Annotated in this window: 16 protein-coding genes; 15 read left to right on the top strand and 1 reads right to left on the bottom strand. The window is 61.5% G+C overall.

Annotated features, from left to right (window positions below):
• The first annotated feature begins 145 nt into the window (after positions 1–145).
• The 14 genes from CS006_RS06800 to CS006_RS06735 all read left to right on the top strand — a co-directional run bounded on the left by CS006_RS06800 (position 146) and on the right by CS006_RS06735 (position 14,426).
• Entirely contained in the window at positions 146–2,170 is a 2,025-nt protein-coding gene (locus CS006_RS06800; RefSeq protein WP_100511064.1) for a Na+/H+ antiporter, read from the top strand.
• A 343-nt stretch (positions 2,171–2,513) separates the two neighbouring features.
• Positions 2,514–3,023 (top strand): hypothetical protein, encoded by a 510-nt coding sequence (locus CS006_RS06795; protein ID WP_100511063.1) that lies wholly within the window; start codon positions 2,514–2,516, stop codon positions 3,021–3,023.
• Positions 3,024–3,178: 155 nt separating this feature from the next.
• Complete coding sequence (gene pyrB, locus CS006_RS06790) at positions 3,179–4,183, top strand: aspartate carbamoyltransferase (RefSeq protein WP_100511062.1); 1,005 nt, start codon at positions 3,179–3,181, stop codon at positions 4,181–4,183.
• Positions 4,183–4,602: an aspartate carbamoyltransferase regulatory subunit gene (locus CS006_RS06785; protein ID WP_100511061.1), complete on the top strand. Its 420-nt coding sequence runs from the start codon at positions 4,183–4,185 to the stop codon at positions 4,600–4,602. Before pyrB ends, CS006_RS06785 begins: the two co-directional genes overlap by 1 nt.
• A 69-nt stretch (positions 4,603–4,671) precedes the next feature.
• Positions 4,672–6,099, top strand: a complete 1,428-nt coding sequence (locus CS006_RS06780) for a dihydroorotase (RefSeq protein WP_100511060.1) — start codon at positions 4,672–4,674, stop codon at positions 6,097–6,099.
• Between the two features lie 61 nt (positions 6,100–6,160).
• A complete protein-coding gene (gene pyrF, locus CS006_RS06775) occupies positions 6,161–7,240 on the top strand; it encodes an orotidine-5'-phosphate decarboxylase (RefSeq protein WP_100511059.1) in 1,080 nt (359 codons plus the stop codon).
• Positions 7,241–7,261: 21 nt separating this feature from the next.
• Positions 7,262–8,110, top strand: a complete 849-nt coding sequence (locus tag CS006_RS06770) for a dihydroorotate dehydrogenase electron transfer subunit (RefSeq protein ID WP_423734833.1) — start codon at positions 7,262–7,264, stop codon at positions 8,108–8,110.
• Between the two features lie 5 nt (positions 8,111–8,115).
• Positions 8,116–9,078 (top strand): dihydroorotate dehydrogenase, encoded by a 963-nt coding sequence (locus tag CS006_RS06765; RefSeq protein WP_100511276.1) that lies wholly within the window; start codon positions 8,116–8,118, stop codon positions 9,076–9,078.
• A gap of 25 nt (positions 9,079–9,103) precedes the next feature.
• On the top strand, positions 9,104–9,805 hold the full coding sequence (gene pyrE, locus CS006_RS06760) for an orotate phosphoribosyltransferase (protein WP_100511058.1): 702 nt from the start codon (positions 9,104–9,106) through the stop codon (positions 9,803–9,805).
• A 110-nt stretch (positions 9,806–9,915) separates the two neighbouring features.
• Positions 9,916–11,139, top strand: coding sequence for an MFS transporter (locus CS006_RS06755; protein ID WP_243386853.1), 1,224 nt, complete (start codon positions 9,916–9,918; stop codon positions 11,137–11,139).
• 126 nt (positions 11,140–11,265) lie between these two features.
• A complete protein-coding gene (locus CS006_RS06750) occupies positions 11,266–11,913 on the top strand; it encodes a TetR/AcrR family transcriptional regulator (RefSeq protein WP_100511057.1) in 648 nt (215 codons plus the stop codon).
• Between the two features lie 166 nt (positions 11,914–12,079).
• Positions 12,080–13,201: a 5-methyltetrahydropteroyltriglutamate--homocysteine S-methyltransferase gene (locus CS006_RS06745; RefSeq protein ID WP_100511056.1), complete on the top strand. Its 1,122-nt coding sequence runs from the start codon at positions 12,080–12,082 to the stop codon at positions 13,199–13,201.
• Between the two features lie 453 nt (positions 13,202–13,654).
• Complete coding sequence (locus CS006_RS06740; RefSeq protein WP_100511055.1) at positions 13,655–14,032, top strand: helix-turn-helix domain-containing protein; 378 nt, start codon at positions 13,655–13,657, stop codon at positions 14,030–14,032.
• A 79-nt stretch (positions 14,033–14,111) separates the two neighbouring features.
• Positions 14,112–14,426, top strand: a complete 315-nt coding sequence (locus tag CS006_RS06735) for a VapC50 family PIN domain-containing toxin (RefSeq protein WP_100511054.1) — start codon at positions 14,112–14,114, stop codon at positions 14,424–14,426.
• 69 nt (positions 14,427–14,495) lie between these two features.
• On the opposite strand, the gene CS006_RS06730 is transcribed toward CS006_RS06735, so the two are convergent.
• Positions 14,496–14,819 (bottom strand): hypothetical protein, encoded by a 324-nt coding sequence (locus CS006_RS06730; protein WP_100511053.1) that lies wholly within the window; start codon positions 14,817–14,819, stop codon positions 14,496–14,498.
• Positions 14,820–15,157: 338 nt separating this feature from the next.
• Between CS006_RS06730 and CS006_RS06725 the strand changes: the two genes are divergently transcribed.
• Complete coding sequence (locus CS006_RS06725) at positions 15,158–16,531, top strand: ATP-binding protein (protein ID WP_100511052.1); 1,374 nt, start codon at positions 15,158–15,160, stop codon at positions 16,529–16,531.
• Positions 16,532–16,570: the final 39 nt, after the last annotated feature.

Genomic DNA, 16,570 nt, shown 5'->3' with positions numbered 1-16,570 from the left:
TCCTTACGGGCGGGAATCTTTGGAGGCGTGGTTTTCCCGCGAAAATGAATAAGCCATGGACGAATCCTTAACGCGATGAAAACGTTTGACTGCTAGCATTTTGAATAGATTTTGTCAATAAGAGAGAAGAAAAGGTCCTTCCCGTATGGCCCAACTCACCCTGGTCCTTCAAGTGCTTATCGCCGTTCTGGTGTCGTCGGCGCTGAGCAGCTTCATTCCCCGCGTGTCGACGCCGCTTGTGCAGATCGCCTTGGGTGTGGTCTGGTATTTCACGCCGTTCCTGCCGAATCTGGAACTGGATTCGGAACTGTTCATGGTGCTGTTCATCGCCCCGCTGCTGTTCCTTGAGGCCCGCAACGTCCCCCGTCGTGAAGTGGCCAAGGACCTGGGGCCGTCGCTGTCGTTGGCTATCGGACTGGTGCTGCTCTCGCTCGCCGTCACCGGCATCACGCTGCATGTGCTGTGGCCTGCGGTGCCGCTTGCCGCGGCACTGGCGCTCGGCGCGGCGCTCGGCCCCACCGACGCTGTGGCCGTCGCCTCGCTGAGCAAGGAGGCGAAGCTGACCGAGCGACAGCTGAACGTGCTGCGCGGCGAAAGCCTGTTCAACGACGCGGCCAGCATCGTGGGCTTCCAGTTCGCCTGTCTCGCCGCGCTCACGGGCACGTTCTCCCTTGCGCAGTTCGCCCAAGGCATCACGGTGAGCTTCTTCGGCGGCGTCGCCGTGGGCGTGGTCGCCGGATTCGTCTTCAACAAGCTGGTGCTGTTGCTGCGCCGATACCGTATGGAGACGATGACCCTGCGCATCGGCATAGAGGTGCTGATTCCGTTCGCGGCCTATGTGGGGGCCGAGCACCTGCATGTCTCCGGCGTGCTGGCGGTGGTGGCCGCAGGCCTGCTCATCACCTTCCAGCGTTACGGCTTCGGCAGCGACATCGCCCGCACCAATCTGGTTTCGAACTCCGTATGGCAGTTCATCGAATTCACGCTGAACGGTTCGGTGTTCGTGCTGCTCGGCATCGAACTGCCCATCGCCATGCGCTCCAGCTGGCAGAACGAATCGGTGAGCAGCTGGATGCTCGTGCTGGCCGTGGTGGTGCTCACCGTCGTGTCCCTCGTCATCCGTTTCCTGTGGATGCTGGGCATGCTGCGCGTCACCAAGGACCGGGTCACCCGCAAGCGCCGCAAGCTTACGAAGGAGCGAGTGCACAGCGCCCTGGTCATGACGTTCGGCGGCCCGAAGGGCACGATCTCGCTGGCATTGGCGTTCACGCTGCCCAACGGCATCGACGAGGCCACGCATATTCCACTGCGCAGCGCCCTGCTGTTCATCGTCTCCGGCTACATCGTGGTGTCGCTGGTGTTGGCGAACATCATCCTTCCGCTGCTGGCACCGCGCGACGACGACGTGAAGGGCGAGGAGTATGCAAAGGACAACGTGGAGATGCTGCGCCGCACGCTTACGAAGATCGCCGAGCTCGACACCCCGGAGACCCATGAGGAGGTGCGTGCCGTCATGCACTCCTACACGGAGCGCATCGACCGCGTGAAGCTCGCGGTTCCCCAGGAGACCATCAAACGAGAACAGAAGGTTCGCGTCTCGACGCTTGAATGGGAGCGGGAGTGGCTGAACGACCTGCTCGAGGAGCATCCCGAAAAGGAGGAGGCCGCCGAACAGCTCATCACCCGTCTCAACAGTTCGCTGAATCATCTCACCGGCTCGGGCGGCCACCACATCCAGATCCGTCAGGCCAAGCCCCGTCGTCAGGCCATGATTCTGCTGCGTCGCATCTGGTCGCTGCTGGCACGGGTGACGCCCGGTCTGGACCCGCATAAGACCGATATGATGCGCAGCATCCAGATCGAACTGTTCGAGGCCACCATCGGGCACCTGAAGAACGAGGTGCTCACCGATGTGGAGAACGCGGAGATCATCGCCCGTCTGATCGGCGAATACCGTGCCGCATTGAGCACTTTGCATGCGAAGTCGTCGTCGTTGCCCACGTTGTCGTCGTTGCCGTCGCGTCAGGGCGTGGAGGACATCCGCACGCAGACGTTCCGTCTCGAGCTGGAGACGATTCGCGAGATGCAGGAGGAAGAGGAGATCACGCGCAGCCAGGCCAAGATGATGCGCCAAAACGTCTACCTCATGCAAGCGGATGCGGTGCTCTAACGAGCACCGCATGCTTTCGAGCGATTTTATCGAGCGAGAAAGCCAGTAAGGCGCTGCCGCAGGCAGTCCCTAATTGCGGGACCGCCGTGCTCTAATGAGCACGGCATGCCGATTTGCAATTTCATCGAGCGAGAAAGCCAGATAAACGCTGCCGCAGGCGGTCCCTAATTGCAGGACCGCCGTGCTCTGACGAGCGTGGCATGCTTTCGGGCGTTCGGTTTCTCCCGTCGTTTTCTTTAGTCTCCGCCTCCCTCGTCAGAGGGAGGCTTCTTTTATCTTCAGAACGGCGATCATCCGCTATGCTGTGCGTAGACGTTTTATCTTCCGAAGAAGGAGCGCATCCATGAGCGACGACGCAACAAGCCCCATCACCGACGCCGACGGGTTCAGCACGCTCGGCTACTACTATGCATTCGACGCAGACGCCGAAATCGACGACATGAACCTCGAGGCGGTGATCTGCGCCGACCAGCCGTCCAGGGAGCTCAATGGCGTCGCCGTGAGCGTGCGCGTCAACGATGAGATCAAGGCGTCCGAAGGCCAGCGTCGCGTGTTGGAGACACTGGCCATGCTCATCAACCAGCAGCTTCCCCATAATGACGATCCCATGGTCGTGGCCCGTTACGCCATCTCCATCTGCGAGGAGCCTCCGCAGGACGCCGTGGTGCTATGCAGGTTCAGCGCCAGGCGCGAGCATCAGGGTGACCGCATCGTCACCCAGCTCAAGGCGGGCCGCAACCAGGCGGTCGATGAACGCGTGCTGGCCGGCGGCAGGCGCGTCATCCACTATCTCACCGACTTCCTCGACCAGTTGGAGGTCGCCGCCGCGAAAAAACGAGAAGGAGAGGAGTAGGAGGTTTCGACGGACCGAGGTGAACGGCCGCCGAAGCCAACGTAAACAACGCGTGTCATGTTTTTGCGTCTTTCCGTCCCTATGGGAATTTAGACTTGATTAGGTCGCGACGATGTTGTGGCCGCCTGAATCCAAACAACGACGGAAAGGCGCGCATGTCATCAATATCCCCGAGCGAGGATTTCATCGGAAAAAGCGTTGTCACGCTCGACGATCTCAGCACCGAGCAGATCGAGCTTCTGCTGCGCAAGGCGCAGTACATCGACGCAAATCGCAAACTGGTCTCGCACACCTGCGACGGCCGTATCATCGCAACGTTGTTCTATGAGCCGAGCACCCGCACGCGTCTGAGCTTCGAGACCGCCATGCTGCGTCTCGGCGGCCGCGTCATCGGTTTCGCCGGAGCCCAGCAGGCGTCGGTGAGCAAGGGCGAATCCATCGCCGACACGTTGAAGACCGTCGCGAACTTCGTCGACGTCGTCGCCATCCGCCACCCGAAGGAGGGTGCTGCGCTGGTGGCCTCGGAGGCGGTGGACATTCCCGTGATCAACGCCGGCGACGGCGGACACATGCATCCCACGCAGACGCTCGCCGACCTGTGCACGCTGCAGTCGCGCTTCGGCCGCATCAACAACCTCACCGTGGGTCTGTGCGGCGACCTCACCTTCGGCCGCACCGTGCACTCGCTCATCGAGACGCTGTGCCGCTTCGGCAACGTGAACTTCGTGCTCATCAGCCCCGACGAGCTGAAGACCCCGCAGTACGTGATCGACCGCATCAACGCCACCGAGAACTGCACCTATGTGGAGGTCAAGGACCTCGTCTCGGTGATCGGCGACCTCGATGTGCTGTACATGACCCGTGTGCAGCAGGAGCGTTTCTTCAACGAGGACGACTACCTGCGCCTGCGCGACACCTACATCCTCGACGAGGACAAGCTCAAGCTCGCCAAGAAGGATATGGCCGTGCTGCACCCGCTGCCACGCGTCAACGAGATCGCCGTGGAGGTGGACCACGACCCGCGTGCCGCCTACTTCGAGCAGGTGAAGAACGGCATGCTCATGCGTATGGCATTGGAATGCTCCGTACTGGGCGACGAACTGCCCGGATTCGACCCCGAAGGAATCGACGCGGTCAACGCGAAGGAGGTGGCCGCCTGATGGAGGTGACCAGCATCACTGAAGGCATCATCATCGACCACGTGCCCGCCGGCACGGCGCTGAAGGTGCTCAACTATCTCAACATCAACCCGGCCACCACTCGGCTTGCGCTGATCATGAACACGACCAGCCACCAGTTCGGTTCCAAGGACATCATCAAGATCGAAGGCGAGCAGGACATCGACCTCGACGTGCTCGGACTTGTGGCCCGTCAGGCGACCGTCGACGTGGTGCACGGCGGCAGGATCGTACAGAAGCTCACCCCGAACCTGCCCGAGCATGTGACCAACGTCATCAGCTGCGTGAACCCGCGCTGCGTGACCACCATCGAACGCGGCATCAAACAGCGTTTCCACCTCGTGCACTCCGAGCGCAAGGAATACCGCTGCGACTACTGCGACGAGGAAGCCAAGTTCTAGCCAGGTTCCCTGGACTGCGGCCGTCGGCGGGCATACCGGCGGCCGCACCGACTGTGAAAGGAAAAGCACATGCTCACATTGCGCAACATCACCGTATGGGACACGGGCGAGACCATCGATCTGGTGATTCCCGAAACCGATGAAGGGCGCTTCTTCCGTGACGAGGACGCCGTCTTCGACGGCGAGGTCGACGCCACGGGACTCACGCTGGCACCGGGCTTCGCCGACCCGCATGTGCATTTCCGCGACCCCGGACAGACGTACAAGGAGTCCATGGTCTCAGGCGCCGCCGCCGCGGCATCCGGCGGCTACACGAACGTGCTCATCATGCCGAACACCGTGCCGGCGCTGGACGGTGTGAAGGTCACGGATCGTGAGCAGTCCGGCGCCGAGGAGGTGCTCGGCAAGGGATTCGACAGCGTCATCGACTTCCTCCAGCACTACGATTCCGCCCACGACGTGAACCTGCCGGTGCGCTACGACCTGTGCGTCTGTGCGTCCAAGGGCCGTGCCGGCCACGAGGCCACCGACCTCGCCGACTGGCACTGGTACATCCGAGGCGTGGCCGAGGGGGAGAAGGACCGCTCCCAGCTCGACCATCCCATCACCGCGATAAGCGACGACGGCTCGGCCGTCACGCCGGAGATCCTCGACGACGTGCTGCGCATGGTCAGGGAATCCGGCCTCTACCTCATCGAACACTGCGAGCATCACGACACCGGCGCCGTCAACGACGGGCCCGTCTCGCGCAAGCTCGGCGTGCCGGGAATCCCCGAAGACACCGAACTGAAGATCGTCGCCCGCGACATCGAAAAGGCCCGTGAGACCGGTGTGCACATCCACTTCCAGCATGTGAGCACGGCCATCTCCTTCGACGCCATCCGCAAAGCCAAGGCCGAAGGTCTGCCCATCACCTGCGAGACGGCACCGCACTATCTGGCCCTGAGCGACGAGGCGCTGCTCGAATACGGCACCCTCGCCAAGATGAACCCGCCGCTGCGCTCGGAGGCCGACCGTCAGGCCACCATCGAGGCCATCGCCGACGGCACCGTCGACCTGCTCGCCACCGATCATGCGCCGCATACGCTCGAGGAGAAGGAACGCGGCTTCCTCGAGGCGCCCAACGGCATCATCGGACTCGAATGCGCCTACGGCGTATGCCACAAGGTGCTCGTCGACGGCGGGCACATCTCCGACAAGCGACTCATCGAGCTCATGGCCACCGAGCCGCAGCGGCTCATGGGACACGACCCCGCCGACATCGATGCGATGCTCGATACGGCCGGCGCCGGCGAGGGCCGTCGCATGCTCGACCTGAGCGCGGTGGAGCATCCCGAGACCGCCGACCTCGTCGTGCTTGACACGAATGCGGCATGGAAGGTCGATCCCGAGCGCTTCCACTCCCAGGCCCGCAACACGCCATTCGGCGGATGGGACGTCACCGGCCGTCCGCTCGCCACCATCATCGGCTCCAGGCTCGTCTTCAGCCGGCTGTAAGACGCGTCTTCACGTTTTCCCGATTCTTCATTCGTTCCCCGGAAAGGACACAAGAACACTCATGGACCGCCTAATCGACGCCATCGCGGCGAAGAACAACCCCAGCGTCGTCGGACTCGACCCGAAGCCGGCGCTGCTGCCCAAGCAGCTCATCGACCACGCGCGAGAGGCGACCGTCAGCGAAAGCGAGATGGGCAACCCCATGGAGGCGGAGGCCGCATGGTCCATCAACTTCGCCGCCATGTATCTCAAGTTCAACACCACGATCATCGACGCGGTGAAGGACATCGTCCCCGCGGTCAAGCCGCAGATCGCCATGTACGAGGCATTGGGCGAGGCCGGACTGTGGATGTACGCGCGCACCTGCAAGTACGCGCAGGACAACGGCCTGTATGTGCTCGGCGACGTCAAGCGCGGCGACATCGGCTCGACGGCCGAAGCCTACGCCCACCATCTGAGCGGCTTCCCGCTGCGGTTCGCCGACGTGGCCAGCGAGGACGAGATCGAGAACGTGCAGCGCAACGCCGCCGCCCTTGCCGTCGATGTGGAGGACTACGACGAGAACGGCGATGAATTCCAGTTCGGCTCCGAATGGTACGAGGACGCCGTCACCGTGAACCCGTATCTCGGCACCGACGGCATCACGCCGTTCATCAACGCCGCCACGGCCACCGACAAGGACGTGTTCATCCTCGTGCGCACCTCGAACCCCTCCAGCAGCGAGATCCAGGAGCTGGAGCTCAAGAACGGCGGCCGCGTCTACGAGCACGTCGCCGACCTGGTCGAACAGTGGGGCGCCGACACCATCGGCGAGCACGGATACTCGCGTGCCGGTGCCGTCGTGGGAGCCACCCACCCCGAAGAGGGCGCGCAGCTGCGCGAGCGGATGCCGCATACGTTCTTCCTCGTGCCCGGTTATGGCGCACAGGGCGGCACCGCCGCCGACGTGGCACGTATGTTCGATGGCAACGGTTCGGGCGCAATCGTGAATTCTTCCCGTGGTATCATCGGCGCCTGGAAGAAGAACCCCGCCTACAGCGAGGACCTTGACCTTGACGAGGCGCTGCAGATCGTAGGCGAAAGCGCGAGGGAAGCCGCCGAACGCATGCGAGACGACCTCGATTCCGCCCTGCAGCACTGAACCTGAAGGAGAGCAGAGACTTTGACCGCAGACACGTTCATCCCGACTGCCACGGAGGAGCGGCTGGCACATGGCAGGGCCGTCGTCGACGCGGCGGTCGCCCATGGGTTTTTCCCGCCCCGCCACACCGTTGAGATCGCAGACATCACCGAACTCGATTCCGGCGTGATGCGTATGACCATCCGCGATCCGTACATCGCCGCGCATGGACGCCCCGCCCAGTTCGTGGACTTCTTCACCCACGATCCCATGAAGCCCATGCCCCGTCCGTTCGGCATCAGCGAGATCCAGGACGACCTGGTGAGCTTCATCTTCGCCGTCGTCGGCAAGGGCACCGGCGAGTTCGCCGAGCTCAAGGCCGGCGACGTCATCGACGTGATGGGTCCGCTCGGCCATCCCTTCAACACCAAGGAGCCTGCGAACTACGTGCTGGTGGCCGGAGGCCTCGGCGTACCGCCGCTCATCCACGCCGCCCAGCACATCGCCGGCGACGAAAACAGCGAATCCACCGCCGTGTTCGGCTACCGTAAGAACCATTTCGCCGACGAATACGTGGACCGCTACGCCGACCGCACCTACAGCATCGACGAGTCGGAAGGCAACGTGGTCACGCTGCTCGACCGCATCGAGGACGAGTTGAAGGACGGCGACCTGCCCCCGGTGATCCTCTCCTGCGGGCCGCTGCCCATGATGAAGGCCGTGGCCTCCTGGGCAGCCAAGCGCGACATCCCCTGCCAGCTCAGCCTCGAACAGCGCATGGGCTGCGGCTACGGCACCTGCGTGCTGTGCACCACCGACACCGTGAACGGCAGGCTCAAGGTCTGCGCGGACGGACCCGTATTCACCCGAGAACAGCTTGGATGGGAGTGAAGTCCATGACCGTGACCGCAGCGAATCCCGAAACCGAAACCATGGACCTGTACGACCACGAGTGGAAACATCCCACCGTGGTGGCGGGCGTGCCCTGGAAGAACCCCGTGGGCACCGCATCCGGCACCTTCCAGTATGCGGCCGTTCGCTGGTTCTACGACGTGAGCCAGCTCGGCGCCGTGACCACCAAGGGCGTCTCCCCGGTCCCGTGGGAGGGCAATCCCGGCGTGCGCACCGCCGAAGGCCCCGCCTGCAACATCAACGCCGTGGGCCTGCAGAACCCGGGCGTCGACCATTACCTCGTCGACGACCTGCCCAAGCTCAAGAAGATCGGCGCGAACGTCGTGTCCAACGTGGCCGGCCACAGTGACGACGATTACGCCGAGGTCGTGGCCAAGCTCGCCGACTCGCCGGCCGACATGCTGGAGATCAACGTGAGCTGTCCGAACGTCTCCGCCGGTGGCATGAGCGTCGGCACCGACCCCGTGGCGTTGAGCCGGCTCATCACCCGGCTGCGCAAGATGACCGACAAGCCCATGATCGTCAAGCTCACGCCGAACGTCACCGACATCACCGTGCCCGCACGCGCGGCCGTGGAGGCCGGCGCCGACGCACTGAGTCTTATCAACACCATCGTCGGCATGCGCATCAACACCCGCACCGGCAAGCCGATCATCGACCATGTGACCGGCGGCGTCTCCGGACCGGCTGTGCTGCCCATCGGCCTGGCACGCGTATGGCAGGTACGTTCCGCACTGCCCGACATTCCGATCATCGGCATCGGCGGCGTCGACAGCGGCGAAAAGGCCCTCGAATATCTGTATGCAGGAGCGAACGCCGTCGAGGTGGGCGCGGCCGCCCTGTTCGACCCCGTCGCGCCGCTGCGCGTCGCCTGCGAGCTCGACGACCTGCTCGACGACCGTCCGGAACTCGCCGCCAAACTCGCCGAAGGCAAGACCTGGCGCTGACATCACATCACAAGGAGAAAGAGACATGACCGACACCGCATCGCTCGACATCCGCTTCACACAGTTCCTGCTCGAATCCAAGGCGCTGAAGTTCGGCGAATTCACTCTCAAGTCCGGCCGCAAGTCCCCGTACTTCATCAACGCCGGCGCCTTCAACGACGGCCGCAAGATCGCCACGATCGGCGCATTCTACGCCGAGAAGATCGCCGCCGAAATCGAAGCCGGCAACCTGCCCAAGGACATCGACACCGTGTTCGGCCCCGCATACAAGGGCATCCCGCTCGGCGTCTCCACCGCCATCGCATTGACCTCCGCCCACGGCATGGAGGTCGGCTACACCTTCGACCGCAAGGAGAAGAAGGACCACGGCGACGGCGGCATGATGGTCGGCACCCAGCTGACCGACGGAATGAAGGTGCTGCTCGTCGACGACGTGATGACCGCCGGCACCGCCGTGCGCGAGGTCATCCCCAAGCTCAAGGCCGAGGCGAACGTGGAGGTCGTAGGCCTCGTGCTCTCCGTCGACCGCATGGAGAAGACCAAGGACTCCGACCTCTCCGCCGTCAAGGCCGTCGAACAGGAGTTCGGCTTCCCCGTCTTCGCCATCGCCAACGTGCGTGAGATCTTCGAAGCCGGCCGGCGCATCAATACGGCCGACGGTACCCCGTACGTCACGGACGAGATCAAGGCCGCGGCCGACGCCTACCTCGAACGCTACGGCGCCTGATAACCGGCAGCGTAAGCGTTTCCACACACGCAAGCCCTCCCCGCGACAAAAGGGGGAGGGCTTTCATATTGATATGAACATCATATGAGTTATTTCCGGAGATGAGAACGTTGACGAAAAACAACGACGACAGACTGCTCACCCGAGATGTGGTCCTGGTCATGGTCGCGACATTCTGCTTCATGGCCAGCAACATGCTTGCCACGCCGCTGATGGCCGGCTACTCCGAGCATCTCGGCGCATCGGGCGCGCTCATGGGCGTCGTCTCCGGCATGATGAACATCATCGCCCTGTTCTGCCGGCCCATCGCCGGCAACCTCGCCGACAAGACCAGCAAACGCATGCTCGTCGGCATCGGCTCGGCACTCTACCTCGTGGCCAGCATCTGGTATTCGCTCGCCTCCAACCCGGCGTCGCTCATCGCCGCACGCATGGTCAACGGCGTCGGCTTCGCCTGCTGTTCGGTCTGCCTCGCCACATGGATGTCGCTGCTGCTGCCCATCCGTCACATGGGCGCCGGCATGGGGCTCTACGGCACCATGAACGCACTGGCCATGGCCATCGGCCCCGCTATCGGCATCAAGGCGCAGCAGGTCATCGGCTACCGGCACACGTTCCTCATCTCCGCCGTCGTCGCCGTGTTCATGGTGGTCTCCGTATTGTTCGTGCGCAACGGTGGACGGCCGGTGGCGAAGAAGTCCCCGGCTTCGACAGCCTCCGCCAAAACGGAGCGTGCTTCGCATCGGTTCGGCATCCGCAGCATCGTCGAACCGCGCGTCGTGCCGCTCTCGCTCGTGTTCATGCTGTTCGCCATCCCGTATTTCGCCACACAGTCGTTCCTCGTCTCCTACGTGTCGGCACGGCACCTGGCCGTCGAGGTCAGTCTGTTCTTCCCGCTCTACGCCGTGGCCCTGCTCATCATGCGAGTCACCCTGCGCGACCTGTTCGACGAGAAGAGCTTCCGGTTCTTCATGCGCGTCTGCTCGCTGCTCATGCTCGCCACACTGCTGTGCCTCGACCTCATGCGCAACGACATACCGCTCATCCTCGCCGCGGTTCTCATGGCCGGCAGCTATGGCATCATGAGCTCGGTCACCCAGGCGCAGGCCGTCATCATCGCAGGCAAGGCACGCAGCGGCATCGCCAACAGCACGTATTATGCAGGCATCGACCTCGGCATGTCGTTGGGGCCCATCATCGGCGGCCTGCTGTACGGCAATATGCCCATCGAATGGTTCTACCCGCTGTTCATGCTCGCCATGCCCCTCGCATGGATCCTCTACCTCGCCACGGTCCGCTACACCACGCCTGCGGAATCCTCCGAACAGGCGTGACACCGGCCCTTCCCGCACGTATGTCGCGGCGACAACCGGCCCTCGGTAACACGTTCGCAACCCATTACGACAAGGTAAATGACATACGGCATAGTATGAAAGGGTTCGAAGGAAAGGACGCCAGGCATGACATCGGAGCACAGCAACGCCAGGGGAGTATCGGCGAAGGCGGTCTCATCCCGCGAGCAATGGCAGCGGGAGAAGAAGCGGCAGACCCGCAAACGCATCCGACAGGCCGCCATCGGACTCTTCCTCGAACACGGCTACGACGAGGTCACCGTCCAGCAGATCGCCAAGACGGCGAACGTGACCCCGATCACACTGTTCCGCTATTACCCCAAGAAAGAGGATCTTGTCATCGAGCCCCCGCAGATCGCGGAACTGGCGTCCGCGATCGAGGCGAGGACGGCAGACAAGCCGTCGCCCACGTCGCCGTTCGTCATCGCCTCGATCGTCGTCGAGGAGGTCGCGAACCGGCTCGACGATGAACAATATGAGTCGCTGGCACGAGGCCTCACCATCATTAACGACACCGATACGCTGCGTAGCGCCATGTTCGCACGGATACCCCAATGGTCGGCGATACTTGCCGACATGTTCCCCGCCGACGATGAGGACGCCGAGGGATTCGCCACCCGACTGCGCTATGCCATCGCCGTCAACACGCTCATCGAGATCTTCGGCGAATGGATCCGATGCCGCAGCCACGCCACCATCCCCGATGGCGAGGCTCTGACCCAGATCGCCGCCGAAGCGGGCAACGCCATAGGCTGATTTCGAAAGCCAGGCCCGAATTCGGAGAATAGGGGCTGTCCGCGATAAGGGACGCCCGCGCACAATCCACGGAATCGCGGTAAGGTACCAAAGTCAGCATTGCGGTGCGCCGTCCGAGTTCGGCGGCGATCGCGGTCAAACGATTTTCCGAGGAAATGGAGCAACCATGGCATATGCGAGCAACGCACCCTTCCACGCCGACGTGGTGGGCAGCTACCTGCGTCCCGAGGCCCTCAAGCAGGCCCGCGCGGACTACGAGGCCGGCAGCATCGACGCGGCGGCGCTCAAGGCCGTCGAGGACAAGGCCATCAAGGAGCTGGTCGCCAAGCAGAAGCAGGCCGGCCTGCACGTGATCACCGACGGCGAGTTCCGCCGTCGCTGGTGGCACTTCGACTTCATGTGGGGCTTCGCCGGCGTGGAGCACAAGGCCGCGGCCCACCGCGTCGCCTTCCACGACGAGGTCACCCCCGCCGACACCGCCGCCGTGACCGGCAAACTCGACGGCCACAACCATCCGTTCGTCGAACACTTCAAGTTCGTCAAGCAGTTCGAGGACGAGAACACCGTGGCCCGCCAGACCATGCCTTCGCCCGCACAGACCCTGTTCGTGCTCACCGGCAACAAGGTCGCCTACCCGTACGACGAGTTCTACGCCACCGACGAGGCGCTCGCCGCCGACATCGTCAAGGCCTACCGCCAGACCATCGCCGACCTGTACGAGGCCGGCTGCCGCAACGTGCAGTTCGACGACTGTACGTGGACCCGCCTGTGCGACCCGGCCGTGCGCGAGCGCCTCGGCTGGAGCGACGAGGACGCCGAACGCCTGCAGCGGCAGAACCTCGACATCATCAACGCGGTGATCGATGGCCAGCCCGCCGACCTCGCCATCAACACGCATGTGTGCCGCGGCAACTTCCACTCCACGTGGCTTTCCTCCGGTGGCTACGCGCCCGTGGCGGCGAACCTGTTCGGCAAGGAGAACGTCAACGCCTACTACCTCGAGTTCGACGACGACCGTTCCGGCGACTTCGCGCCGCTCGCCGAACTCTCCGAGGACAAGAAGGTGGTGCTTGGCCTCATCACGTCGAAGACGCCCGAGCTCGAGGACCCGGCCGCCATCAAGGCCCGAATCGAGGAGGCCGCTCAGTACGTGCCGCTCGAACGTCTGTGCCTGTCCACGCAGTGCGGCTTCGCCTCCACCGAGGAGGGCAACAAGCTCACCGAGGAGCAGCAGTGGGCCAAGATCGCCCTCGTCAAGTCCATCGCCGACGAGGTGTGGGGCGACTGAGCGTTTGATCGGGTGAGTGTTTCGCCGGTTAAGCGTTGTCCGTAAAGAGAGAATGTCCGGTGACCGCACATTGACTATTTGACTATGTGTGCGGTTGACCGGGCATTCTCGTTTTTGTGCGCTGGATAATTGCCGGAGGTAGCCGTCAAATAATCAAATATGTTTGATATTGAATAGTAATTTGAAGGAAGAATCAGATGTATCTGATTCTTGTATAACTTTTTGGACTCGCAAAACCCGTATCAGCAACACTCTGAAGAAAACCGGCCAGACCAACCGTGCACGCCTCATTGTCTGGATTGTCTGGGCTGTTCGACACCTTCAGTGAATGTGGGTTATTCCTTTTTGGCAAGAGTGCATGTTTATCGTCGATAGAGTGTCCGATGTGTCCGATATTGCCGAAATGTCTGATCTGGGATAGGGTGGACACAAGGCTTCAGGAAAGGACTCACCATGACTGTATTCGAGGCAATCCCCATTTCCCAGATCGGCAAAGGAACTGCATACATCACCGCAGGTGACGGCAAAGCATACCCGCTGGACGCGGAGGAGCTGCGTCGCGCATTCGCGGCTATCGTGCACGACAATTCAACCGAAATGATTACCACCGGTGAGGCCGCTCAGATTCTCGGCGTATCGGCGAAGACCGTCGCGCGCATGCTTGACGCCGGCGAGATTCCGTTCGTCCGCTACAGTGCGAAAGGCAACCGCATGGTTTCTCGAGCACAGGTCGTCGCCTACCGCGACAAGTCGGAATCCCACAGCCATGAGACATTGGAGACCATGCGCGAGGCCGCCAGCCAAGGCGGATTGGATACCATCTTGGGTTGACCGCTATCTGTCCGCCATCCGCAACATCAAGCCGTATTATCTTGTCTCCTCCATTCCGGAACTGACCGGTGAGGTCGTCTTGCCGGACGCCGGCGATCGGCATGTGGCCGCCGCCGCCCATAACGGCGATGCGGATGTGATCGTCACCTTCAATCTGAAGGACTTTCCGGCGAATCAACTCGCCAAGATCGGATTATCCGCCCGTCACCCCGACGTGTTTCTGACCGGCGTCGCCGAGGCATATCCCGAACGCGCGGTCAAGGCCATGACCGAACTGGTCGCATCAAAGAAACATCCACCGCGCACCATGCGGGAAGAACTGGAACGGCTTAAACATTCCGGCATGCCGGGATTCGCCCGTATGATGCGCAGACTGATGAACGTGCAATCTTAAATCCGAAGCCCGAAGTGCTCATGAACCATTTACCGCACAAAACAAGCACCGCCCGGCATGGCAAAACAATCATCGCCGTATGGCCCGTATGCCATACCCAACCTGCGCAAGAAATAACACCAAGAGAACACCCAGCGAAGCCGGCCGGTACATGACGTAGAAGTCCGCCATATCGGGCTGTGACGCTGGCGTTGCCATGGCATACACCAACGCGGTAAACAGGGCGCAAATCCAAGAGACAACCAACGCCGCAGCCATGACGAATCGAATCCGGCGCCGGTCCAGAGACGTTTTACGCAGGCCGTGGAGCAGTACAAAGACGCACACCGAAACCAAAACGTAGAACAACAGCCCATACGTGGGCAGCATGTCGATGATAAGCAGATAACCCATAACGTCTCCCCGGATCGAGTAACGGACCGATACCAACCATTAGAAATGCCCTGCCCCATCACCCGCAACGTCATGTCAAGCGATCGCATGACAGCGCATTTGGACCGCGAATGGTTCCGCTGCGATAGTTAGAAGCGCATCAGTCGCATCATGCTTTTTCCGTCACAAAACAACCAATCTCGCTCATGAAATGCGGAAAAACAAGCAAAACTCCCTCATTAAAAAGTGTATATAAATAAAAAGTCGCTCATAAAAATGTGTTTCTCAAGTAAATCTCGCTCATGAAATGAGAAAACAAATTATACTGGGCTCAGGCATCGGAAACGAAAGAGGTCTCTATGACATATCTCAAGCGCAAGGCTGACGCTTTTCTTGAAGAATGGAAGGGCAACCCGAACAGACTGCCGCTCATCATCAAGGGACCGAGACAGGTGGGGAAAACCGAGTCTATCCGGCGTTTCGCCAAGGGCCATTATGAGAGCGTCATCGAAATCAACTTCGTTGAGGAACCGAAATACCGTATGATCACATCGGACGGCTACGCAGCCGATGCGATCATACGTAATATTTCGCTGATCGACCCGTCCAAACGGTTCATCCCTGGCAGGACGCTACTGTTTTTCGACGAAATGCAGGAGTTTCCGGACATCGCCACGGCACTCAAGTTCTTGAAGATCGACGGACGGTTCGACGTCATCTGCAGCGGGTCGATGCTGGGAATCGGATACACACGAATCGAGAGCAACAGCGTCGGATACAAGACCGACTACGAGATGCGCTCTCTGGACTTTGAGGAGTTCCTATGGGCCCGCGGCTACGGGGACGACATCACCGGAGACATGCTCGACCATCTCATAGACGCTCGTCCGTTTTCCGATGCTCAGATGCAGGTCTTTACCACCCTGTTCCTCGACTACTGCACGTTGGGCGGCATGCCGGCGGTCGTCTCGTCGTACATCGTTAAGGGAACCTTCGAAGGGACCTTGCAAATGCAGCGCCAGCTGGTGCTGGACTATCAGGAGGACATCCGCAAGTACGCGCAGGGACTGGACCAGGCACGCATATTGAACGTGTTCAACCACATTCCCGTTCAGCTCGCCAAGGAGAACAAGAAGTTCCAGATCAGCAAGGTAGCCCGTGGGGCACGGTTCAAGGACTACCGAGGCTGTGTCGAATGGCTGGAGACATCAGGTATGGTCAACATCTGCTACTGTCTGGCATATCCGGAACTGCCATTGAAGGGCAACTACGACGAGAACCGGTTCAAGCTCTACTTCGGCGACACAGGACTGTTCGTGTCCATGCTCGACGACGAGGCCAGCGAGGACTTTCGGGCCAACCGCAATCTGGGTGTCTACAAGGGTGCGCTATATGAGAGCATTGTGGGCGAGGCGCTGAAGAAGCAGGGATACGATCTCTACTACTACAAGCGGGAGAATTCGACACTGGAACAGGACTTCTTCATCCGGACCAGAAACCACCTCGTCCCGGTCGAGGTGAAGGCGAAGAACGGCACCGCCAAATCATTGCGCACGCTCGTGACTTCGGACTCCTACCCGGACATCAACTTCGGTATCAAATTTAGTGCGGGCAACATCGGCGGCAGCAATCACATCTTCACCGCACCATACTTCACGGCATTCCTCCTGCGACGATTGATCCGCGCATATGATGACGGTCGCGCCCCACTGCTTAACAACCCAGACCAGTGACCCTTGGCATATGGAAGCCCGTCATCATGCGAGTTTTTG

It is taken from the genome of Bifidobacterium primatium (assembly GCF_002802875.1).
GTDB classification, from domain to species: Bacteria; Actinomycetota; Actinomycetes; order Actinomycetales; family Bifidobacteriaceae; genus Galliscardovia; species Galliscardovia primatium.
The sequence above is the reverse complement of the archived record's forward strand: the minus strand, read 5'-3'. Positions and strand labels throughout refer to the sequence as shown.